The sequence below is a fragment of the Azospirillum cavernae genome, assembly GCF_003590795.1.
Taxonomy (GTDB): Bacteria; Pseudomonadota; Alphaproteobacteria; order Azospirillales; family Azospirillaceae; genus Azospirillum; species Azospirillum cavernae.
Window position 1 is genome coordinate 925,745 of sequence record NZ_QYUL01000001.1, and the last position, 19,857, is coordinate 945,601.

The window sequence follows — 19,857 nt, forward strand, 5'->3', positions numbered from 1 at the left end:
AAGAATCCAGCCAAGGACCCGATGGCGTCAGACGTCCACCACCCGACGCGGGCCGGGCGCGATCAGGTCGGGTTCAAAGGCCACGCCCTTGACCAACGCCACAACCTCGCGCCCCGGCGCCAAATCCAGGTCGCGCACCGCCGCGCGGGTGATGCGGGCGATGAGAAAGGAGCCGCCGACGGCGATCTGCACGTCCGCTGACGACGGCCCCGACTCGGCGACCGCCACCACCCGCCCCGGCAGGGCGTTGCGCACGCTGATTCCGCTGGGGGGCGACAGCGCGACGATGACGTCGCGGGCGTGGATGTGCAGGCGCACGGCCCCGCCGACCGGGCGCGCGACTCGCGGAACCGTCAGCCGCCCGCCGTCAAAGGCCAGCGCGCTCAGCCCATCCGCGTCAATGTGCCGCTCCACCGTCAGGTCGAGCACCGCGCCCGCGTCCTGAATCCCCGACAGCGCCGACAGATCCAGCCGCCCCATGACCGCGCCGACCGGCCCGGCGGCGACCACCCGGCCATCGGCGATCAGCACCATGGTCGTCGCCAGCCGCACAACCTCGTCCACCGCGTGGCTGACCAGCACGATGGGGATGTTCATCTCGTCGCGCAGCCGTTCGATGTAGGGCAGGATCTCCGCCTTGCGGGCGGCGTCCAGGGCGGCCATCGGCTCGTCCATCAACAGCAGGCGCGGCTGCGCCAGCAGGGCGCGGCCCAAGGCCACCCGCTGCGTCTCGCCCCCCGACAGCCCGCGCGGACGACGGTCGAGCAAGCCGCCCAAGCCCAACAACTCCACCACCGGCCCCAGCGCGATGCGCCGTTCCGCCGCCGCCACCCGGCGCAGGCCGTATTCCAGATTGCTGCGCACCGTCATGTGCGGGAACAGGCGGGATTCCTGAAAGACGTAGCCGACCCGCCGCTTTTCCACCGCCACGTCGATGCGGCGGGCGCTGTCGAAAAACACGGCGTCGCCAACGCGGATGTGGCCCTCGTCAGGCCGCGACAATCCGGCGATGGCGTTGATGACGGAGGTCTTGCCCGATCCCGACCGGCCAAACAGCGCGGTGACGCCGCGCTCCTCCGCCTGAAAGGCGATGTCGAGGGCGAAGCCGCCCAGCTTGCGGCGAATGGAGACGTCCAGCATCGCGCTTCCCCTACCCCCTCCTCTACCCCTGGCCGATCAAACGGCGCAGGCGACGGGCCAGAAACTCCGACGCCATCAGCGCGACCAGCGCCACCGAAAAGGAAATCACCGCCAGCCGCGCCGCCACGGCGTCGCCGTCCGGTTGCTGGGTGGCGGCGTAGATGGCCAGCGGCAGGGTCTGCGTCCGCCCTGGAATGTTGGAGACGAAGGTGATGACCGCGCCAAACTCACCCATCGCGGCGGCGAAGGCGACGATGGCCCCCGACAGCAGTCCCGGCGCCATCAGCGGCAACAGGATGGTGAAGAAGCGGTCCACCGGCCCGGCCCCCAGCGTGCGGGCCGCCGCCTCCAACCCGCCGTCAATCGCCTCCACCGACAGGCGGATCGCCCGCACCATCAGGGGAAAGGAGGTCACGGCGACGGCCAGCGACGCCCCTTCCGGGGTGAAAATCAGCTTAATCCCGAAGGTCTGCAACAGCCAACCGCCGATCACCCCCTTGGTCCCCATGGTGATGAGCAGGATGTAGCCGACCACCACCGGCGGCAGCACCAGCGGCAGATGCACCAGCCCATCGACCAGCGTCTTGCCCGGAAAGGAATAACGCCCAAGCACCCAGGCGGCCAGAACGGCCAAAGGCAGGCTGCCGACGATGGCCCAGCCCGCGACCCGCAGGCTGAGCAGCAACGCGGTCATTTCCATCGGCGACAGCAGATCCATGGCGGTCAGCTTACGGCAGCTTGGGGGCCGGGACGAAGCCGAATTCCTGGAACACCGCCAAACCTTCCGGCGATTTCAGGAAATCCAGGAACTTGACCGCGTTCGCGTTGGTCGTCGTCGCCGTCAGCGCCACCGGAAAGACGATGGCGGGGTGCGAGCCGGGCGGGAAAACGCCGACCACGGCCACGCCGGGATCCACCGCCGCGTCGGTCCGGTAGACGATGCCCAACGGCGCCTCGCCCCGGCTGACCAGCGCCAGCGCGGCGCGGACATTGTCGGTGCGCGCCAGCTTCGGTTCGATCTGCGCCCATTGGCCGAAGGATTCCAGGGCGGCTTGCGCGTATTTGCCAACCGGAACGTTGGAAGGATCGCCGGTCGCCAACCGCCCGTCGCCGAGCAGGGCGGGCAGATCGCCGCCGGGCTTCAGATCGGGCTTCAGCGTTGAACCCTTGGGCGCGATCACCACCAGCTCGTTGCCCAGCAGGCTGACCCGGCTGTCAACCTTGATGAGGTTGCGCTTTTGCAGATAGTCCATCCAATCGAGATCGGCGGAGATGAACAGGTCGGCGGGCGCCCCATTCTCGATCTGCTTGGCCAAGGCCGAGGACGCGGCGAAGGAACTGGTGATCGCCACCCCGGTCTTCGCCTTGAACTGACCGGCCAGCTTCTCCACCGCGTTCTTGGTCGAGGCGGCGGCCAGCACCAGAACATCCTGCGCCATCGCCGCCGGGGCGGCGGTCAACAGGCCAAGACCAACCACCGCCGCCGTCATCAGACGCCTTGCGGCCCCCTTACGCGCACCGACCATGCCACCCTCCGTTCGAGTATGATGTTCTATATCTCAACGGATACAGCGCTTCGCGGTTGCGGTAAAGCGCTAATGGTCAGCCATCTTGCCGCAGTTTCGGAAGCGGCATGGTCCCCGGCGGGGCGTCATGCTATGGAACGCCGTCTTTCACCTTCGGTCTTTTCAGGGAAGCCACGTCATGCGCGCCGTCAAAATCTCCCCGTCCATTCTCTCCGCCGATTTCGCCCGGCTGGGCGAGGAGGTGCGCGCCGTTGACGCGGCTGGCGCCGACTACATCCACATCGACGTGATGGACGGGCATTTCGTCCCCAACATCACCATCGGTCCCGCCGTGGTGAAGGCTCTGCGCCCGCACAGCGCCAAGATTTTCGACGTCCATCTGATGATCTCGCCGGTCGACGCCTACGTCGCCGATTTCGCCAAGGCGGGCGCCGACATCATCACCGTCCACCCGGAGGCCGGTCCCCATCTGCACCGCACCATCCAGCTCATCAAGTCGCTGGGCAAAAAGGCGGGCGTGGCGCTGAACCCGGCCACCCCGGTGGACGCCATCCAGCATGTGCTGGAGGAGGTTGATCTGGTGCTGGTGATGACCGTCAACCCCGGTTTCGGCGGCCAGAGCTTCATCATGAGCCAATTGCCGAAGATCCGCGACCTGCGCGCCCGCATCGACGCGCTCGGCAAGGCGATTGATCTTGAGATCGACGGCGGCATCAACACCGAAACCGCCCGGCTGGCCATCGAAGCCGGGGCGGACGTGCTGGTCGCCGGAACCGCCACCTTCACCGGCGGGCCGGACCATTACGCCGCCAACATCCGCGCCCTGCGCTGATCCGACGAACCGCGCGGCGGTTGACGGCCCCTGGGTTTGGGGCCGTCAACCGCCGCGCGTGGTCACGCGTATTGCGCGACGCCGTTGCCAAGCGACCAGTTTTCCTTGGCGACCTCCACCAGATTTATGAACACATCCTCCGGTCGGACGCCGGGCGTTTGCCCGAGCAAATCCACCACCCGGCGGAACAGCGCCTTTTTCTGGTCAACCGTGCGGGTGTTGTTCGCGGTGATCTGAATGAAGACCAGATCGTCGGAGCGGGCGACGCCGAGATAGGACGCGCTGTAGCGGAAATTCGCCGCGTCATGCTCCGTGATCGCCATGAACTGGTCGTCTTCCGGCACGTTGAAGGTTTCGTGCATCGCGCGGTAAAGCCCGTCGCAGATCGCCTGCTTGTAGGCGTCCGGCTTTCCGGCGCGCAGCGAGATGTGAAGGAGCGGCATGGGCGTGTCCTTTCCCGTTTGTCCTTGGCGTTGAGCGGTCCCCAGCTCGGCGGCGTGGAGCGGCTTTGAGGGGCGCTGTCAACCCTACCCGCCCGCCGTTATTTTGATACGCTATGAATGTTGATATCAATGATAAGCTTTGAAAATGATTGAGCGCCCCCTTGATCTGGACGCCGTCCAGGCCTTCATTCACATCGCCGAACTGGGCAGCTTCACCCGCGCCGCCGAGGCCATGCGGACGACGCAGGCGGCGGTCAGCCTGAAGCTGAAGCGGCTGGAGGACCGGCTCGGCTGCCGCCTGATCGAGCGGACGCCGCGCTCTGTGGAGCTGTCGGCGCGGGGCGCGGGCTTTCTCGAACAGGCCCGCGCGTTGTTGGAGGCGCACGACCGCGCGCTCGCCGTTTTCGCCGGGGCGCGGCGGCGCCTGACCATCGGCATCAGCGACCATGTGGCGGGGCCGGAGCTTCCCGCCCTGATCGCCCGTATGAACGCGCAAGACCCGCAGTTGCTGATCGAAATTCGCATCGGCTCGTCGGGCGACCTGCTGCAAAGCTACGACCGGCGGGAACTCGACACCGTGATCGTCCGCCTGCACGCCGGGCGCAATGATGGGGAGTTGTTGGCCGAGGAGCCGTTCGGTTGGTTCGCCGGGCCGGGCTGGCGACACCGCCCCGACGAACCCCTGCCCGTCGCCACCCTGGCCGAACCCTGCGGCGTGCGCGTGATGGCCGGGCGGATTCTGGACGCGGCGGGCGTGCCCTGGACGGAAATTTTTGTCGGCGGCGGCGTGACGGCGGTGGCGGCGGCGGTCATGGCCGGGCTTGGCGTGTCCGCCTTGGCCCCGCGCATGCTGCCCTTCGGCGCGGTGGACGTCGGGGCCAGACTGAAGCTTCCCGACCTGCCGCGTTTGCCGGTTCTTCTGCACAGCCGGGTCAAGGATGGCCGGTCGCGCGACGCGCTGGCCGCGCTGGCGGCGGCCTTCAAAAGCGCGGCGGCGCGCGGCTGAGAAAGCCTCAGCGCCCTTTTTCCCGAATCATGCGGGACCGCCATTGCCAGGGCTTTTCCACCTGCCCGGCCCACAGGCCCATTTTTTTGCTCTGGGCGAAAGCTTCGGCCTTTTGGTAGGCCATCGACAAACCGGCGTAATGGAACGCCCAGCCCATCGACACCATCGTCATCCCCAGATCGACGCCCCGCACCCGGCATTCGCCCTTCTTCTCGCCGTTCCGATCCTTTTCGGCGACGGTGCACGTCACCTCCTCGTCCTTCACCATGTTGGCGAGGACGGCGGTGGCGACCTTGAAACAGTCGAGTTCGTGGCCGTAGCGGTTCTTGCATTTCTGCCCCGGATCGGGCGCGTCGACGCCCATCAGGCGGATGGGCGTGCCGTCGATGATCAGCAGATCGCCTTCCACGGCGGTGGCCCGGCCCTTGATCGTTTCGTTCGGCGTTCCGGCCACCTTGCCGCCCGGCTTGGCCTTGGCGGCGTTCTGCGCCGACGCTCCGCCCGCCCCGCCCAGCAGGAGCGCAAGGCCAAGCAGCGCGGCCAGCGCCGCCCGATCAAAACAGGCTGAACTGGTCATCGGCGGGTTTCCGAACGGGTTCCGGCGGCGGATCGAGGCAGCCGGGATCGTCGTTGCGCACGCTGTTGACGCGCGGCCCGACCGGCGTCAGGTCCAACAGATCGTCGGGCGCGGGGCGCAGCAGTGTGGCGAGGTCCGACAGCGGCGTTTCCGGGTCAAACCACGCCGCCCAATCCCCTTCGTCCAGGATGACCGGCATCCGGTCATGCAGCACGGACAAGGCGGCGTTGGCGCTGGTGGTCAGCACCGTGGCGGTTTCCAACGGCGGAGTTTCCAAGGGCGGATCAAGCTCCGGTCCGCCCTTCGGCCCGCGCCAGGACTCCCACAGACCGGCCAGCGCGAACAGGGCGCGGTCACGGCGGCGGATGATCCGGCCCTGCTTGCGCCCGTCCACCTCCGCCCATTCGTAAAAGCCGTCCACCGGAACGAGGCAGCGGCGCAGACGAAACGCCTCGCGGAAGGCCGGTTTCTCCGCCGCCGATTCGGCGCGCGCGTTTATCATCCGCGCGCCGATGGACGGATCCTCGGCCCAGCTTGGAACCAGCCCCCAGCGCGGCAAGGCCAGACGACGCCGGTCCTTGTCCTTGCGGATGACCGGGATCTCCTGGGTTGGCGCGATGTTCCAGCGCGGCTTCAAATTCGGACGCTCCGGCACGCCGAAGATCCGTTCAATCGCGCTGACCGGGCTGGTGAGCATCATGCGTCCGCACATGGCCGCACTATGGCGGGCTTGTCGCCCGCACGCCAGCGGCAAGCGTTGGCAAAGGCAATGCTCCCCGGGCTGTTTTCCGGTCATCCTCCAAGCGCAGACCACCGGGGAAAGAACAGAGTCCTTCCCCCGGGTTCCGTCATCGGCCCTGTCGCCGCGTCGCCGGTCAGGCGTTTTCCTTGTTCAGGGCGCCCACCTGTCCATAGAGGTCGGCCAGATCAGGTTGCTTGTAGGATTTGTATTTGCCGACGATCTGCTGGATGGCGTCGGCCATCGCCTGCATCGCCGAGACGTCGGTGTTGCCGCCGTCCTTCTCCGTCCCGTAATGGACCGTCAGCCCCTCGCCATCGCCAAGGTCGGTGTGGAAGGTGTCGAGACAGCGGCTGGCGCTGGCGGCGCCCGCCCCAGACGCTCCGCCGTCCGACGCAGCCCCGGTCCCGCCGCCGCCAGCAGGCTTGAGGCCGTTGAGGAACCCAATCATATCCTCCATCGAACCGAGCAACTGCGCGCTGAAGGCGCTGTTGCCGCCAAGATGGGTTCCGCTGACCTTGAAGCCGTTCGGCATCTCGACGCTGAGCGTGTCGGAGGACGATTCGTCGCCGCCTACGCCGCCGCTCTCCGCCGAAGCGTCCTTGCCCGAGGTGGCGCTGGTCGCCGGGTCGAGCGCGAAGGCGTCGGCGGCCCCCGCCGCCTTGCCAGTCTGGCGATGACGATGCAGGTCGCGCCACCCGTCAATGGACCCCGAACCGCCGATGCTGCTGGTGGACATGTCTAAACCTCCCCCACGGTGGAATACATCAAATTTTAAGCAATTTTCATGCCGACACCTGGAACGCTTGTTGCCCGCCGATTCCCGGGATGGTTGTCCGGTCGCCGCCCGGCAAAAAGATTTCCGCAGCGGTTTGCGGACGAAATTGCCGGGCAAGGGCTGCCGGGCGATCTCCCCCCGGCTTCTCGCATCCCTGCCACGCGGATGGCGCCCATTCGCAGCCACGGGGTTTCCCTTTGCGGGATGGCGTCCTATCTTCGCGGGGGCAACCAACAGATCAACGCGGACAGCGGGAGTTCGACCATGAAGTTCGGCATCGGCCAAGCGGTTCCGCGCACCGAAGACGCGCGCCTTCTGACCGGAGGCGGCCGCTACACCGACGACGTGTCGCTGCCCGGCCAGACCTACGCGTCCTTCGTGCGCTCCCCCCACGCGTTCGCCGCCATCGGCGCCATCGACACCGCCGACGCGCTGGCGGTTCCCGGCGTGCTGGCGGTCTACACGGTCGCCGATCTCGACGCCGACGGGATTGGCCTGCTGCCCTGCCTGTCCGGGCTGACGCAGCGCGACGGTTCGCCCTATGTCGGCACGCCGCACCCGGCCTTGTCCAAGGGCTTCGCCCGCCATGTCGGCGATCCGGTCGCCATGGTGGTCGCCGAAACGCCGGAGGCCGCGCGCGACGGGGCCGAGTTGGTGATGGTCGATTACAGCGACCGCGAGTCGGTGACGGGCACCGCCGAGGCGCTGGAGCCGGGCCGCCCGCTGGTCTGGGACGCGGCGCCGAACAATCTGTGCTTTGACTGGGACACCGGCGACGAGGCCGCCGTGGAGGCCGCCTTCGCCAAGGCCGCCCGCGTGGTCGATCTGGAGATCGTCAACAACCGCGTCGTCGCCACCCCGATGGAAGGCCGCGCCTGTGTGGCCGGGGTCGAGGCGGGAACCGGACGGCTGCAAATCTACGTCACCAGCCAAGGCGTGCATTCGCTGCGCAAGCAGTTCGCCAAGATCTTCAATCTGCCGGAAAGCCAGTTCCATGTGCTGACCACCGACGTCGGCGGCGGGTTCGGCATGAAGCTGTTCAACTACCCCGAATATGTCGCCTGCCTGTTCGCCGCCCGCCGTCTCAATCGTCCGGTGAAATGGTCCTCGGAACGGACCGAAGCCTTCCTCACCGACGATCATGGCCGCGACCATGTCAGCAAGGCGCGTCTGGCGCTGGACGCCGACGGTCATTTCCTGGGCCTGCGGGTGGACACCATCGCCAATCTGGGCGCCTATCTGTCCAACTACGGCCCCTTCATCCCGACCGACGCCGGGTCGTCCATGCTGGTCGGATCCTACAAGACCCCCGCCGTCTATGTCCGGGTCAAGGGCGTTTTCACCAACACCCAGCCGGTGGACGCCTATCGCGGCGCCGGCCGACCGGAGGCCGCCTATCTGCTGGAACGCTTGATCGACCATGCCGGGCGCGTCACCGGGCTGGGCGCGGCGGAAATCCGCCGCCGCAACTTCATTCCCAGCGCCGCCATGCCCTACGCCACCCCGATGGGGCAGGTCTATGACACCGGCGATTTCATCCAGAATCTGGAAGACGGCCTGATTATGGCCGACGTCGCCGGTCTGCCCGCCCGCAAGGCGGCGGCCAAGGCGCGCGGCAAGCTGCGCGGCCTGGGCTTGTCCACCTACATCGAGGCGTGCTCGGGCGGCGGGCCGGAGCAGGCGACGGTTCAGGTCAACGGCGACGGGCGCGTCGTGCTGCTGATCGGCACCCAGACCAACGGCCAGGGCCACGAAACCGCCTACAAGCAGATCCTCGCCGACCGTCTGGGCGTCGCGCCGGAGGATGTCGAGGTGGTGCAGGGCGACAGCGACCGCGTCACCTGGGGGTCGGGCACGGGCGGATCGCGCTCCGTCCCCGTCGGCGGCTCGGCGCTGGCCGAGGGCGCGGCCAAGGTGGTGAAGACGGCGACGCCCGTCGCCGCCGATCTGCTGGAAACCGCCGCCGTCGACGTGGAGTTCGCCGAAGGCCGCTTCACCGTCGTCGGCACCGACCGCAGCGTGTCGTTGAAGGAGGTCGCCGCCAAGGCCGCCGCCATCGCCTCCCCCGCTGACGGCGGCGGAATCGCCTTTTCCGAAATGGCGCGCTGGACCCCGCCCGCCAGCACCTTCCCCAACGGCTGCCACGTCGCCGAGTTGGAGGTCGATCCCGACACCGGCGTGGTCGAGGTTGTGCGTTACAGCGTCGTCGATGATTTCGGCACGGTCATCAACCCGATGCTGGTGATGGGACAGGTCCATGGCGGCGTCGCCCAGGGGTTGGGACAGGCGTTGCAAGAGCGTGTGGTGTTCGATCCCGACAGCGGCCAGCTTTTGACCGGCTCGCTGATGGATTACCAACTGCCGCGCGCCGCCGACATGCCGCCGATCACGGTGAAGCTGAACTGCGTTCCCAGCACCACCAACATGCTGGGCATGAAGGGCGCCGGCGAGGCCGGGGCCATCGGCGCGCCGCCCGCCATCATCAACGCGCTGGTGGACGCCCTGTCGGAATACGGCGTCACCCACATCGACATGCCCGCCACCCCGCACGCGGTGTGGAGCGCGATCCAGGCGGCGAAGACCCAAATGGCGGCGGAGTGACGCGGCGGAGCGACGTGGCAAAACCGTCGTAAAATCACCGCAAACATGCAAATCTCCCTGAATTGCTCACCGCTTGACGGTCCGGCGATCCAGGGAGAGGGAAAGAGCGATGACGAAGGACGCGCCCTGTGGCGGTCACTGCGCGGAAAAGCTGGATCTGGATTTCACCATGGCGTTTCAGCCCATCGTGGATGTGAACGCCGGTGCGATCTGGGCGCATGAGGCGCTGGTGCGCGGGGTCGAGGGGCAAGGGGCCGGGTGGGTTCTGGGGCAGGTGAACGACGGCAACCGTTACGCCTTCGACCAGGCCTGCCGGGTGAAAGCCATTGAGCTGGCCGCCGGGCTGCCCTTCAACGGGGCGCGGCTGTCGATCAATTTTCTGCCCAACGCGGTCTACAAGCCCGAGGCCTGCATCCGCACCACGCTGGCCGCCGCCGCCCGCACCGGCTTCCCCACCGACCGCATCATCTTCGAGGTGACGGAGGGGGAACGGGTCATCAACCAGGATCACCTGACCAGCATCTTCGTCGAATACCGCCGCCAAGGCTTCATGACCGCCATCGACGATTTCGGCGCGGGCTATTCCGGGCTGAACCTGCTGGCGCAATTCCAGCCCGACATCATCAAGCTGGACATGGAGTTGACCCGCAACATCGACCAGGATCCGGTTCGGCGCGGCATCGTCAAGGGCGTGCTGTCGATCTGCGCCGATCTGGGAATCATCCCGTTGGCCGAGGGCGTGGAAACGATTGGCGAGGCGCGGGCGCTGCGCGATCTGGGCATCGCGCTGATGCAGGGCTATCTCTTCGCCAAGCCCGCCTTTCAGACCGTCGCCAACAGCCCGGCGGAACTGCCGCTGGGCTGACGCCGTCTCAGCCGCGCGTCGGCGCGGTCATGTAGGCCATGCCGTCGCCGTAGCTCGCCAGCTTCGCCGCCAGCGCCGGACCGCCGCCGTCATAGGGCGTGAAGCCCGCGCGGTCCCAATAGCTGCGCGCGCCCGGCGTCGAGGTCAGCGCCAGCCACGCGAAGCCGCCGCGCGCCGCCAGCCCGTGCGCGTAATCCAGCACAGAAGCCCCCAGCCCAAGCCCGCGCGTTTCCGGCAACAGGGCGATGTCGTGCAGATAGAGGCAATCCGCCGCAGCGGGCAACGCCCCCAAGGGCGCGTCAAGCGGCGGCGGAACGCCAAGCCGCCCCGGATGCATCACGCCATAGCCCAACGCCACCCCGTCCCGCTCGGCCAGACGGCACCCGGCGGGATACAGCGCCAGACGTTCGGCGAACACCGCCCGGTCTTCCGGGTAATCCGGGTGGACGACGTCCGCCACGCCCAGCACCGCGTCGAGATCCGTGTCCGCCATCGCCCGCCACCGCACAACCATCGCTCCCTCTCCCGCGTCGCCAATCGTTCAGGCACTTCCGGTCAACCCGCTCCGCGCGCTATGGTGCATCCCCAAAGCTTGAGGAGACATCACCATGCCCGACGCCGCTGCGGCGACCTTGCTGCCGTTCGTCCGCACCATCGCCCATGAAGCGGGTCAGGTCATCTTGCGTTTCTACAACGCTGGGATCGAAGTCTCCACCAAGGCCGACGGCAGCCCTGTGACCCTGGCCGACGACGCGGCGGAGGCGGTGATACTGCCCGCCCTGCACCATCTGACCCCCACCATCCCCGTGGTGTCGGAGGAGGCCGCCGCCGCCGGTCATCGCCCGGACATTTCCGGCGGGCGGTTCTGGCTGGTCGATCCGCTGGACGGCACCAAGGAATTCATCTCCCGCAACGGGGAGTTCACCGTCAACATCGCGTTGATCGAGCGGGGCGTCCCGGTTCTCGGCGTCGTCTACGCGCCCGCCACCGGCGATCTGTACGCCGCCGCCGGGCCGGGAACGGCGATCCATTGGGCGGAGGGGCGGCACGACCACCCGATTTCCGTGCGCCCCCGCCCCGCCGACGGCTTGACCGTGGTGGCCAGCCGCTCGCACGGGAACGGTTCCACCCTGGACGACTTCCTCGCCGCCTACAGCGTCAAGGACCGGGTGTCCTGCGGCAGCTCGCTGAAATTCTGCACGGTGGCGAGCGGCAAGGCCGATCTCTACCCGCGCTTTGGCCCGACCAGCGAATGGGACACCGCCGCCGGTCACGCCGTGCTGATCGGCGCCGGGGGCCGGGTGGAGCAGCCCGACGGGTCGCCGCTGCTCTATGGCAAGGACGACATCCTCAACCCGCATTTCGTCGCCTACGGATGGTGACGAGTCTCGGCGACGCGGCGCGCGCGGTTCTGACCGCCGCCGCGCCGTTGGAAAAGGCGCGCCTGACGCACCTCCATGCCGCCGCCTGGGCGGACGGGCGGCTCAGCCCCGACGTGCCGACCCCGCCGCCCGACCGCCCGGCCCGGCCCGAGCGGCCCGAACTGAAGCTGCCGCGCGACATGCCCAAGCGCGGACGCGGCGGCAACGCGCAAAACCGCGTCGCCCTGCTGCACGCGCTGGCCCACATCGAACTCAACGCCATCGATCTGGCCTGGGATCTGGTCAGCCGCTTCGCGGACGTCGGGATGCCCAAGGGCTTCACCGACGATTGGGTGCGGGTGGCGGACGACGAGGCGCGTCACTTCCAAATGCTGGAAGACCGGCTGAACGCGCTGGGGGCGTCCTATGGCGATTTGCCCGCCCATGACGGGCTGTGGCAATCGGCGACGGAGACGGCGCACGACCTCGCCGCCCGGCTGGCCGTGGTGCCGATGGTGCTGGAGGCGCGCGGCCTGGACGTCACCCCCGACACCGTGCGCCGCCTGCGCGCCTTTGGCGACGCGGAAAGCGCCGATTTGCTCCAGACCATCCATGACGAGGAAATCGACCATGTCGCCGCCGGGCGGCGCTGGTTCGGCCATCTCTGCGCCCAGCGCGGGGCGGAGCCGGTGGCGTTGTGGCAAGAGCTGGTCGGGCGCCATTTCCGGGGCGGGTTGAAGCGTCCCTTCAACACCGCCAGCCGCCTGCGCGCCGATTTCGGCCCGGAATTTTACGAACCCATCACGCCCGAGGCGCCGCCGCCGCCGCCGCCGTCGTCGCCGTCGCCCCGTCCCGCCCGCCCGCCGGTTGACCGGCAGCCCGAAACCCGTTAAGGCCCTCGCCATCATGGCCGTATACACCGAAGTCTCCGACGAGGATCTCAGCGCTTTCGCCGCCCAGTATGATTTGGGCGCGGTGCTGTCGTGCAAGGGCATCGCGGAAGGGGTGGAGAATTCCAACTTTCTGCTGGTGACGGAACGCGGCCCCTACATCCTGACCCTGTATGAAAAGCGGACCAAGCGCGAGGATCTGCCCTTCTTCCTGGGCCTGATGGAGCATCTGGCCGAGAAGGGCGTCGCCTCCCCCCTGCCGGTGGCGGGGCGCGACGGGGTGGCGCTGCGCGAGCTGTGCGGGCGTCCGGCGGTGATCGTCACCTTCCTGTCGGGCATGTGGCCGCGCCGCATTCACCCGCAGCATTGCGCCCAGTTGGGCGAGGCGCTGGCCCGCCTGCATCTGGCCGTCGCCGATTTCACCATGACCCGGCCCAACGCGCTGGCGCTGGCCGGTTGGCGCGATCTGTTCGCCAAATCCGCCGAGCGGGCGGACGAGGTGGCCGTCGGCCTGCGCGACACGCTGAGCGCCGAGTTGGACGCGCTGGAGGCCCATTGGCCGACCGACCTGCCGACCGGGGTCATCCACGCCGACCTCTTCCCCGACAATGTGTTTTTCCGGGGCGAGAGCCTGTCCGGCCTGATCGACTTCTATTTCGCCTGCAACGATTTCCTGGCCTACGACGTCGCCATCTGCGTCAACGCCTGGTGCTTTGAGATCGACGGCTCGTTCAACGCCACCAAGGCCCGCCTGCTGCTGACCAACTACCGCAAAATCCGCCCGCTGTCCCGGGCCGAGCTGGACGCCCTGCCCTGGCTGTGCCGGGGCAGCGCCACCCGCTTTCTGTTGACCCGCCTGTATGATTGGCTGAACCGCGCGCCCGGCGCCTATGTCCAGCCCAAGGATCCGCTGGAGTATCTGCGCAAACTGCGTTTCCACCAGACGGTGCGCGGCTTGGGCGATTATTACCTCGACGACGACGAACCGGCCAACCCGGGCGCCGCGTCATGAGCGAGGAGCAAGAGGCCGCCCGCAAGACGGTGGACATCTTCACCGACGGCGCGTGCAGCGGCAACCCCGGCCCCGGCGGCTGGGGCGCCATCCTGCGCTATGGCGCGGTGGAGAAGGAACTCTATGGCGGGGAGCCGGACACCACCAACAACCGGATGGAGCTGATGGCGGCGATCCAGGCGCTGGAATCGCTCAAGCGCCCGGTGGCGGTGCGGCTCTACACCGACAGCGAGTATGTGAAGAACGGCATCACCAAATGGATCCATGGCTGGAAGGCCAAGGGGTGGAAAACCGCCGACCGGAAGCCGGTCAAGAACATGGATCTGTGGCAAAGGCTGGAGACCGCCAAGCAGCCGCACGCCGTGGAATTCCACTGGGTGCGCGGCCATGACGGCCACCCGGAAAACGAACGCGCCGACGAGCTGGCCCGGCGCGGCGTCAGCGACGTCCGCGCAAAGGCATAACCCCCACCTGTGCGAAGCCCCCTTCCTTCCCAAAAAGGAAGGGGGCGCCCCCGCGACGCTTACAGGCTCGCCAGAACCGCTTCCGCCGACGACACGTCGAACTGGCCCGGCGCTTCCACGGCGACGTGGGTGGCCACGCCGTCCTTGGCGACCAGGGCGAAGCGCTGGCCACGGGTGCCCAGGCCATAGCCCGAACCGTCCATCGTCAGGCCCAGCGCGGTGGAGAAGGTGGCGTTGCCGTCGGGCAGCAGGAACACGGCGTCGCCCGCCCCGGCCTTCTCGCCCCAGGCGCGCATGACGAACGGGTCGTTGACCGCGACGCAAACGATGCTGTCCACGCCCTTGGCCTTCAGCGCCTCGGCGTTCTGGATGAAGCCCGGCAGATGCTTGGCCGAGCAGGTCGGGGTGAAGGCGCCGGGGACCGAGAACAGGACGACGGTCTTGCCCGCGAACAGCTCGTCGGTCGTGACCTCCTGCATGCCGGCGTCGGTCAGGTGCTTCAGCGTGACCGACGGGATGCGGTCGCCAACTTGGATGCTCATGTCTCTAACCCTTCCAGGTTTTTTCGGTTGCAGCGTTCCAACCGTAAAGACCTAGCGCTCCGCCATGACAATCGCAAGCGCGCCCCGCGCCCAACCAAGAAAATCAGCGCGTTATGACCGCTTGGACGCCCGATTCAACGCCTCGATCACCGCCGCTTCGCCCAGCAGTTCCGGCAGGGCGATTCCCTGCGGCGCGCCGGGGCCGTAGACGATGTTGAAGGGGATGCCGTAGCGGCCATGATCGGCCAGAAAGCGGGCGATGGCCTCGTCGGGCCGCGTCCAGTCCGCCCGCATGGCGATAAAAGCCGGGTCGGCGAAGCGCTCGGCGACGGCGCCGCGATTGAGGACCAGCTTCTTGTTGGCCTGACAGGTGATGCACCAATCGGCGGTGACGTCGACGAACACCACCCGCCCCGCCGCGACATGCTCGCGAATGGCGGACTCGGCAAAGGGCGTCCAGCGATTCGCCGCCTCGCTCGTAGAAGCCGCCGCGCCCACCGATGGGCCGACCGCCAGCGGCAGGGCGAAGGCGGTCAGCGCCAAGCCCCCGGCCAGCGCCGGTCCCGCCCAGCCGGAGCGTTGCGGCAAGCGCCGCCCCAGCCACAGCGCCGCCACCAACCCAATCATCAGAGCGGCGACTCCGCCCGCCGCCGCCTCGCCGATCTGCGCGACCAGGACCGACAGCAGCCACAGCGCGGTGGCCGCCAGGGCCACGCCCATCGCCGCCCGCAGCCGCGCCATCCAACGCCCCGGACGCGGCAGCCACGCCGCCACGCGCGGCCACGCCGCGACCAGCAGATAGGGCAAGGCCAAGCCGACACCCAAGGCGGCGAAGATGGCGTAAATTTCAACCGGCCCCTTGGCCAGCGCGAAGCCCACCGCCGTTCCCAGGAAGGGGGCCGAACAGGGAGTCGCCAGCAAGGTGGCGAAGGCCCCGGTGGCGAAGGGACCGGCCAGCCCGTCGCCCTCCAGCCGGTCGGCCAGCGCGCGCGGCAAAGGCACCTCGAACAGCCCCCACAGATTGGCGGAGAACAGCGTCACCAGCACCACCATGAAGACCAGGAACAGCGGTTGCTGAAACTGGATGCCCCAGCCGACCGCCCCGCCCGCCGCCTTCACCGCGACCAGCGCCGACGCCATCAGCAGGAAGGAGGTCAGGATCCCGGCGGCGCTGGCCAGAAACCCGGCGCGCACCGCGCCGGTCGCCCGCCCGCCATGCTTGATGACCGAGAGAAGCTTCAACGACAGAACCGGCAGCACGCAGGGCATCAGGTTGAGGATCAAGCCGCCGAGCAGCGCCACCCCCAGCATGGCGAACAGCCCACGCCCGGCGACCGCCCCCGCCAGCGGGGCGACCGCCGCCGGGGTTTCGACCGCGCGCGCGCCGTCCACCAGGGTCACGGTGACGGCCCGCCCGGCCAAATCCAGATCCTTGGGCGGATCGGACGCCCGCAGGGTCAGGCGCACCCGCTTGTCATTGTCGGAAAACACCGCCTTCGGCGCGGTGAAGCTCAGCGGCGGGTCGGTTTCGACAAAGACGTCGGGGGAGACGAAGCCGTCGGTCGCCGTCGCCTCGATCTCCAGCGCGTCGCCAGCGCCGCGCACCGAGGCGACGCTGACCAGCCCCGCCCCGCCCAGCGCGCCGACGCGCGGCACCAGCGATTGGGCGCGGGCGACGTCGTTCGCCGAGTCCCCCGGCTGCGCCGGTCCCGCCGGAAGGGCCAGGGACAGCTTGACCGTTTGCGGCACGCAAATGTCCGAACAGACCAGCAGATCGGCGGACAGCGCCAGATCCAGCGGCTTGCCCGGCGTTTGCAGAACGGCGCGCAGCGGCAACAGCGTCTCGACGTCGTACCCGGCGCTCTCGAACCCCAGAACGGAGAAGCGATGCGGCGCCGGATAGGACAGCGTCGCGTCCTTGAGATTGGTCGAACCGCTCCAATCCAGGCGCGGCGGGTATCCGGCGTCGCCGGGGGACCGCCAATAGGTCTTCCACCCCGGTTCCAGGCGCAGTTCCAGCCCCAGCGGCAGCGCGTCGAGATCGCCGACGGCGCGCGCCGAGGACACCAGCCGCGCCTCCACCGGCCCGGCCTTGGTCCAGGCGCCTTGGCCCGCATTCTGCGCCAGCGCGGCGAACGGGACCGCCGTCAGCATCGCGACCGCCAGCGCCCGAGCGGCAAAGCTGTTCATCGTCCGCATCCTCGTCCCCATCGTCGCGCGTCGGTCCCTTTGGCCGGTCCATCCGGGACGCCGCCCTCGGTCCATCCAGGGCGCCGCCCTATTGCGCCACCCCTATATAGGAACCCATATATAGGTGACAAAGATCGTGTCGTGCTGTCACACTCTGGTGAATGCGTCGCGAGAACGCCCACCACAACCGAACGTTCGGACAGGCATGGCCGCCCGCCGCCCATCCTGGATCGACGATCAAGGATGAACGCCCATGCCGCGACTGACCAAGTCCTCGGAATCGCTGACCGGCCAGCTGCTGATCGCCATGCCTGGAATGGAGGATCCCCGTTTCCAACGCACGGTCATCTACATGTGCGCGCACAACGAGGATGGGGCGATGGGGCTGGTGGTCAACCGCCTGTTCGGATCCATCACGTTCGAGGATCTGCTCGAACAGCTCGACATGAACATCAGCCAGCCCGCCAACAACCCGCCCGTCCATTACGGCGGCCCGGTCGAATCGGGGCGCGGCTTCGTCCTGCACTCCACCGACTATGTGCGCGACGGCACGCTGGTGGTGAACGACGACGTCGCCCTGACCGCGACCATCGACATCCTGCGCGCCATCTCCGAAGATCGCGGCCCGCGCCGCAACCTGCTGCTGCTCGGCTACGCCGGCTGGGGGCCGGGCCAGTTGGACGCCGAGTTCCAGGCGAATGGCTGGCTGAACGCGCCCTGCGACGAAAAGCTGCTGTTCGACACCGATCTGGACGCCAAATGGGAACGCGCCATCGGCAAGCTCGGCGTCAGCGTCTCCATGCTGTCGGGCGAGGCCGGGCACGCCTGAGGCGCGCGGCGGATCAACGCACGGCGGGTCAGGGATCCCAACGGGCGGCGGCGCTGTCGTCGCTGTCCTTGGCCTCGACCCAGCGTTCGCCGTCGGGGGTGGCCTCCAGCTTCCAAAAGGGCGCTTTGGTTTTCAGCCAGTCGATCAGGAAACGGCAGGAGTCGAACGCCGCGTCGCGGTGGGCCGACGCGGTGGCGACCAGCACGATTTGGTCGCCCGGCTCCAACCGGCCATAGCGGTGGATGATGAGCACGTCGTCGAGCGGCCAGCGTCGCCGCGCCTCCGCCTCGATCGCCTCCAACTGCTTTTCGGTCATGCCCGGGTAATGCTCCAGCGTCATGGCGCTGACCGCCGCCCCGCCCGCCATGTCGCGCACCAACCCGGAAAACAGCGTCACCCCGCCGATGGAGCTCCGCCCGCGCGTCAGAGCGGCGTATTCGGCGCCGACGTCGAAATCCTCCGCCTGGACCCGGATCGCCACCGCCTCAGCCCCCCGTGACCGGCGGGAACAAGGCGACCTCGTCCCCCGGTTCGATGGGGTGGTCGTAGGGGACATGCTCCTGATTGACCGCGACCTTGACCACCTTGCTGTTGGCCAGCGCTTCGGCGTGTTTGGGGCTGCGGGTCTTCAGCCAATCGACCAACGCGCCGACAGTCTTGACCTCGGCGGGAAGATCGACGGTTTCCGACGGCACGCCGATTTTGGTCCGCAGCCAGGCGAAATAGAAAATCTTCATCATCGGACCTCACGTCACCGAACGTCGTTGAAGGGCAGAAAATCCACCAGCATGCCCGGCTCGACCCGCGCCACATCCTCGGCCAACTCGATCAGCCCGTCGGATTCGACCAGGGACGACAACACCCCGGCCCCGTCGCGCGGGTGCTTCGTCGCCCGCAACTGGCCGTCGGCGTCACGGCTGAGGGAGGCGCGGAGATACTCCCGCCGACCGGGTTTTTTCTTGTACGCGAAGGTGGCGCGCACCGGATAGAGCGTCGGCGTTTCGTCCGCCGCCCCCATCAGCCGCAGCAGGATCGGGCGGGCGACGCGCAGAAAGGTGACGACGACGGCGACCGGGTTGCCGGGCAGCCCGACGAAGACCGCCTCCCCCACCCGGCCCAGCGCGACCGGACGGCCCGGCTTGATCGCCAGCCGCCAGAAATCGAGCCGCCCCGTGGCCTCCACCGCCGCCTTGACGTGATCCTCCTCCCCGGTGGACATGCCGCCCGAGGTGATGAGCGCGTCGTGGCTTCGCGCCGTCTCGGCCAGCCGGTCGCGGATCGTCTCGAAACGATCGGGCAGAATGCCAAGGTCGGTCACGGCGCAGCCCAGCCGGGCCAGCAGCGCCATCAGGGAATAGCGGTTGGCGTCATAAACCGCCCCGGCGTCGAGCGCCGCGCCCGGATCCCGCACCTCGTCGCCGGTGGAGAACACGGCGACGCGCAGCCGCGCCCGCACGTCCACCCGGCGGCAGCCCAGCGAGGCGAGCAGGCCGATGTCCTCGGGCCGCAAGCGCCGCCCGGCGGTGAGCACCACGGCCCCCCGCGTCACGTCCTCCCCCGCCAAACGGCGGTTGACGCCGCGCCGGATGCCCGGCGGCAGGGTGACGTGCCCATCCTCCGCCCGGCAATCCTCCTGCATGAACACGGTGTCCAGCCCGGCGGGCATCGGTGCGCCGGTGAAGATGCGCGCAGCCTCCCCCCGGCTGGCCGGTCGCGGCGACGCCTGCCCCGCCGCCACCCGCGCGGTGACGGGCAGCCGGGTCGGGCCGTTCGGGTCGAGGTCGTCGAAGAACACCGCGTAGCCATCGACCGCCGCATTGTCGTGCGGCGGCACGCTGAAGGGGGCGATGTGGTCGGCGGCCAGCGCCCGGCCCAGCGCGTCGGTCAAGGCGACGCCCTCCACCCCCGTCACCGGGCAGACCCGTTCGGCCAGCCGCGCCAACGCCCGGTCCACCGTCATCATCTCGCCGCCGAAGGCGAAGCAATCGTTGCTGAGTTGAACCATGATGCGGGCAGTCTAGTCTGCGGGGTCTGCCGGTGCGACGGAGAAATTGCCGCGATG

The 19,857-nt window shown here is 68.4% G+C and carries 22 protein-coding genes; 9 read left to right on the top strand and 13 right to left on the bottom strand.

Going from position 1 to position 19,857, the window contains the following annotated elements; translation table 11 throughout:
* Positions 1–27: 27 nt before the first annotated feature.
* Genes modC through modA form a run of 3 tightly spaced genes read right to left on the bottom strand, consistent with a single transcriptional unit; the run spans position 28 to position 2,666 of the window.
* Positions 28–1,140 (bottom strand): molybdenum ABC transporter ATP-binding protein, encoded by a 1,113-nt coding sequence (gene modC / locus D3877_RS04360; RefSeq protein ID WP_119829506.1) that lies wholly within the window; start codon positions 1,138–1,140, stop codon positions 28–30.
* A gap of 22 nt (positions 1,141–1,162) precedes the next feature.
* Entirely contained in the window at positions 1,163–1,858 is a 696-nt protein-coding gene (modB, locus tag D3877_RS04365) for a molybdate ABC transporter permease subunit (RefSeq protein WP_119829507.1), read from the bottom strand.
* 10 nt (positions 1,859–1,868) lie between these two features.
* On the bottom strand, positions 1,869–2,666 hold the full coding sequence (gene modA, locus D3877_RS04370) for a molybdate ABC transporter substrate-binding protein (protein ID WP_119829508.1): 798 nt from the start codon (positions 2,664–2,666) through the stop codon (positions 1,869–1,871).
* Between the two features lie 178 nt (positions 2,667–2,844).
* On the opposite strand from modA, the gene rpe reads away from it, so the two are divergent.
* Positions 2,845–3,498: a ribulose-phosphate 3-epimerase gene (gene rpe / locus D3877_RS04375; protein WP_119829509.1), complete on the top strand. Its 654-nt coding sequence runs from the start codon at positions 2,845–2,847 to the stop codon at positions 3,496–3,498.
* Between the two features lie 62 nt (positions 3,499–3,560).
* Here the strand turns inward: rpe and D3877_RS04380 are convergent, their stop codons facing one another.
* On the bottom strand, positions 3,561–3,941 hold the full coding sequence (locus D3877_RS04380) for a tautomerase family protein (protein WP_119829510.1): 381 nt from the start codon (positions 3,939–3,941) through the stop codon (positions 3,561–3,563).
* A 145-nt stretch (positions 3,942–4,086) separates the two neighbouring features.
* On the opposite strand from D3877_RS04380, the gene D3877_RS04385 reads away from it, so the two are divergent.
* The gene (locus D3877_RS04385; protein ID WP_119829511.1) at positions 4,087–4,947 is read left to right on the top strand and encodes a LysR family transcriptional regulator; all 861 of its coding nucleotides are present in this window, start codon (positions 4,087–4,089) and stop codon (positions 4,945–4,947) included.
* 7 nt (positions 4,948–4,954) lie between these two features.
* Here D3877_RS04385 and D3877_RS04390 read toward each other — a convergent pair whose 3' ends face one another.
* From D3877_RS04390 to D3877_RS04400, 3 genes are all read right to left on the bottom strand, one after another.
* Entirely contained in the window at positions 4,955–5,524 is a 570-nt protein-coding gene (locus tag D3877_RS04390) for a thermonuclease family protein (RefSeq protein WP_119829512.1), read from the bottom strand.
* Positions 5,502–6,224: an SOS response-associated peptidase gene (locus tag D3877_RS04395; RefSeq protein ID WP_238474729.1), complete on the bottom strand. Its 723-nt coding sequence runs from the start codon at positions 6,222–6,224 to the stop codon at positions 5,502–5,504. The genes D3877_RS04390 and D3877_RS04395 overlap by 23 nt, the downstream gene beginning before the upstream one ends.
* A gap of 175 nt (positions 6,225–6,399) precedes the next feature.
* Positions 6,400–7,002, bottom strand: coding sequence for a hypothetical protein (locus D3877_RS04400; RefSeq protein WP_119829514.1), 603 nt, complete (start codon positions 7,000–7,002; stop codon positions 6,400–6,402).
* Between the two features lie 303 nt (positions 7,003–7,305).
* Here D3877_RS04400 and D3877_RS04405 point away from each other — a divergent pair, with 303 nt between their 5' ends.
* Together D3877_RS04405 and D3877_RS04410 are read left to right on the top strand one after the other, a co-directional pair.
* Positions 7,306–9,642 carry a xanthine dehydrogenase family protein molybdopterin-binding subunit gene (locus D3877_RS04405; RefSeq protein WP_119830779.1) on the top strand — a complete coding sequence of 779 codons (2,337 nt, stop codon included), beginning with the start codon at positions 7,306–7,308 and terminating at the stop codon, positions 9,640–9,642.
* Positions 9,643–9,751: 109 nt separating this feature from the next.
* On the top strand, positions 9,752–10,507 hold the full coding sequence (locus tag D3877_RS04410; protein ID WP_119829515.1) for an EAL domain-containing protein: 756 nt from the start codon (positions 9,752–9,754) through the stop codon (positions 10,505–10,507).
* Positions 10,508–10,514: 7 nt separating this feature from the next.
* Here the strand turns inward: D3877_RS04410 and D3877_RS04415 are convergent, their stop codons facing one another.
* Positions 10,515–11,021 (bottom strand): GNAT family N-acetyltransferase, encoded by a 507-nt coding sequence (locus D3877_RS04415; RefSeq protein ID WP_119829516.1) that lies wholly within the window; start codon positions 11,019–11,021, stop codon positions 10,515–10,517.
* A gap of 94 nt (positions 11,022–11,115) precedes the next feature.
* Here D3877_RS04415 and cysQ point away from each other — a divergent pair, with 94 nt between their 5' ends.
* Genes cysQ through rnhA form a run of 4 tightly spaced genes read left to right on the top strand, consistent with a single transcriptional unit; the run spans position 11,116 to position 14,234 of the window.
* Positions 11,116–11,889, top strand: coding sequence for a 3'(2'),5'-bisphosphate nucleotidase CysQ (cysQ, locus tag D3877_RS04420; RefSeq protein WP_119829517.1), 774 nt, complete (start codon positions 11,116–11,118; stop codon positions 11,887–11,889).
* Positions 11,883–12,761, top strand: a complete 879-nt coding sequence (locus tag D3877_RS04425) for a ferritin-like domain-containing protein (protein WP_119829518.1) — start codon at positions 11,883–11,885, stop codon at positions 12,759–12,761. The genes cysQ and D3877_RS04425 overlap by 7 nt, the downstream gene beginning before the upstream one ends.
* Positions 12,762–12,774: 13 nt before the next feature.
* Complete coding sequence (locus tag D3877_RS04430) at positions 12,775–13,770, top strand: homoserine kinase (protein ID WP_119829519.1); 996 nt, start codon at positions 12,775–12,777, stop codon at positions 13,768–13,770.
* A complete protein-coding gene (rnhA, locus tag D3877_RS04435) occupies positions 13,767–14,234 on the top strand; it encodes a ribonuclease HI (RefSeq protein ID WP_119829520.1) in 468 nt (155 codons plus the stop codon). Before D3877_RS04430 ends, rnhA begins: the two co-directional genes overlap by 4 nt.
* 59 nt (positions 14,235–14,293) lie before the next feature.
* Here rnhA and D3877_RS04440 read toward each other — a convergent pair whose 3' ends face one another.
* Positions 14,294–14,776: a peroxiredoxin gene (locus tag D3877_RS04440; protein ID WP_119829521.1), complete on the bottom strand. Its 483-nt coding sequence runs from the start codon at positions 14,774–14,776 to the stop codon at positions 14,294–14,296.
* Positions 14,777–14,887: 111 nt separating this feature from the next.
* Positions 14,888–16,966: a protein-disulfide reductase DsbD family protein gene (locus D3877_RS04445; protein ID WP_119830780.1), complete on the bottom strand. Its 2,079-nt coding sequence runs from the start codon at positions 16,964–16,966 to the stop codon at positions 14,888–14,890.
* Positions 16,967–17,219: 253 nt separating this feature from the next.
* Between D3877_RS04445 and D3877_RS04450 the strand changes: the two genes are divergently transcribed.
* Positions 17,220–17,795: a YqgE/AlgH family protein gene (locus tag D3877_RS04450; RefSeq protein WP_119829522.1), complete on the top strand. Its 576-nt coding sequence runs from the start codon at positions 17,220–17,222 to the stop codon at positions 17,793–17,795.
* Positions 17,796–17,823: 28 nt separating this feature from the next.
* On the opposite strand, the gene moaE is transcribed toward D3877_RS04450, so the two are convergent.
* The 3 genes from moaE to moeA are packed head-to-tail and all read right to left on the bottom strand — an operon-like array spanning position 17,824 to position 19,800.
* The gene (gene moaE, locus D3877_RS04455; protein ID WP_119829523.1) at positions 17,824–18,276 is read right to left on the bottom strand and encodes a molybdopterin synthase catalytic subunit MoaE; all 453 of its coding nucleotides are present in this window, start codon (positions 18,274–18,276) and stop codon (positions 17,824–17,826) included.
* A 4-nt stretch (positions 18,277–18,280) separates the two neighbouring features.
* Positions 18,281–18,532, bottom strand: coding sequence for a molybdopterin converting factor subunit 1 (gene moaD / locus D3877_RS04460; RefSeq protein ID WP_119830781.1), 252 nt, complete (start codon positions 18,530–18,532; stop codon positions 18,281–18,283).
* Positions 18,533–18,546: 14 nt separating this feature from the next.
* Entirely contained in the window at positions 18,547–19,800 is a 1,254-nt protein-coding gene (gene moeA, locus D3877_RS04465) for a molybdopterin molybdotransferase MoeA (protein ID WP_119829524.1), read from the bottom strand.
* Between the last annotated feature and the right edge of the window lie 57 nt (positions 19,801–19,857).

What these genes read in the sequence shown, in the direction of transcription:
- modC (WP_119829506.1), bottom strand. Translation starts at nt 1,140, where the DNA reads ATGCTGGACGTCTCCATTCGCCGCAAGCTGGGCGGCTTCGCCCTCGAC.
- modB (WP_119829507.1), bottom strand. Translation starts at nt 1,858, where the DNA reads ATGGATCTGCTGTCGCCGATGGAAATGACCGCGTTGCTGCTCAGCCTG.
- modA (WP_119829508.1), bottom strand. Translation starts at nt 2,666, where the DNA reads ATGGTCGGTGCGCGTAAGGGGGCCGCAAGGCGTCTGATGACGGCGGCG.
- rpe (WP_119829509.1), top strand. Translation starts at nt 2,845, where the DNA reads ATGCGCGCCGTCAAAATCTCCCCGTCCATTCTCTCCGCCGATTTCGCC.
- D3877_RS04380 (WP_119829510.1), bottom strand. Translation starts at nt 3,941, where the DNA reads ATGCCGCTCCTTCACATCTCGCTGCGCGCCGGAAAGCCGGACGCCTAC.
- D3877_RS04385 (WP_119829511.1), top strand. Translation starts at nt 4,087, where the DNA reads ATGATTGAGCGCCCCCTTGATCTGGACGCCGTCCAGGCCTTCATTCAC.
- D3877_RS04390 (WP_119829512.1), bottom strand. Translation starts at nt 5,524, where the DNA reads ATGACCAGTTCAGCCTGTTTTGATCGGGCGGCGCTGGCCGCGCTGCTT.
- D3877_RS04395 (WP_238474729.1), bottom strand. Translation starts at nt 6,224, where the DNA reads ATGATGCTCACCAGCCCGGTCAGCGCGATTGAACGGATCTTCGGCGTG.
- D3877_RS04400 (WP_119829514.1), bottom strand. Translation starts at nt 7,002, where the DNA reads ATGTCCACCAGCAGCATCGGCGGTTCGGGGTCCATTGACGGGTGGCGC.
- D3877_RS04405 (WP_119830779.1), top strand. Translation starts at nt 7,306, where the DNA reads ATGAAGTTCGGCATCGGCCAAGCGGTTCCGCGCACCGAAGACGCGCGC.
- D3877_RS04410 (WP_119829515.1), top strand. Translation starts at nt 9,752, where the DNA reads ATGACGAAGGACGCGCCCTGTGGCGGTCACTGCGCGGAAAAGCTGGAT.
- D3877_RS04415 (WP_119829516.1), bottom strand. Translation starts at nt 11,021, where the DNA reads ATGGTTGTGCGGTGGCGGGCGATGGCGGACACGGATCTCGACGCGGTG.
- cysQ (WP_119829517.1), top strand. Translation starts at nt 11,116, where the DNA reads ATGCCCGACGCCGCTGCGGCGACCTTGCTGCCGTTCGTCCGCACCATC.
- D3877_RS04425 (WP_119829518.1), top strand. Translation starts at nt 11,883, where the DNA reads ATGGTGACGAGTCTCGGCGACGCGGCGCGCGCGGTTCTGACCGCCGCC.
- D3877_RS04430 (WP_119829519.1), top strand. Translation starts at nt 12,775, where the DNA reads ATGGCCGTATACACCGAAGTCTCCGACGAGGATCTCAGCGCTTTCGCC.
- rnhA (WP_119829520.1), top strand. Translation starts at nt 13,767, where the DNA reads ATGAGCGAGGAGCAAGAGGCCGCCCGCAAGACGGTGGACATCTTCACC.
- D3877_RS04440 (WP_119829521.1), bottom strand. Translation starts at nt 14,776, where the DNA reads ATGAGCATCCAAGTTGGCGACCGCATCCCGTCGGTCACGCTGAAGCAC.
- D3877_RS04445 (WP_119830780.1), bottom strand. Translation starts at nt 16,966, where the DNA reads ATGAACAGCTTTGCCGCTCGGGCGCTGGCGGTCGCGATGCTGACGGCG.
- D3877_RS04450 (WP_119829522.1), top strand. Translation starts at nt 17,220, where the DNA reads ATGCCGCGACTGACCAAGTCCTCGGAATCGCTGACCGGCCAGCTGCTG.
- moaD (WP_119830781.1), bottom strand. Translation starts at nt 18,532, where the DNA reads ATGAAGATTTTCTATTTCGCCTGGCTGCGGACCAAAATCGGCGTGCCG.
- moeA (WP_119829524.1), bottom strand. Translation starts at nt 19,800, where the DNA reads ATGGTTCAACTCAGCAACGATTGCTTCGCCTTCGGCGGCGAGATGATG.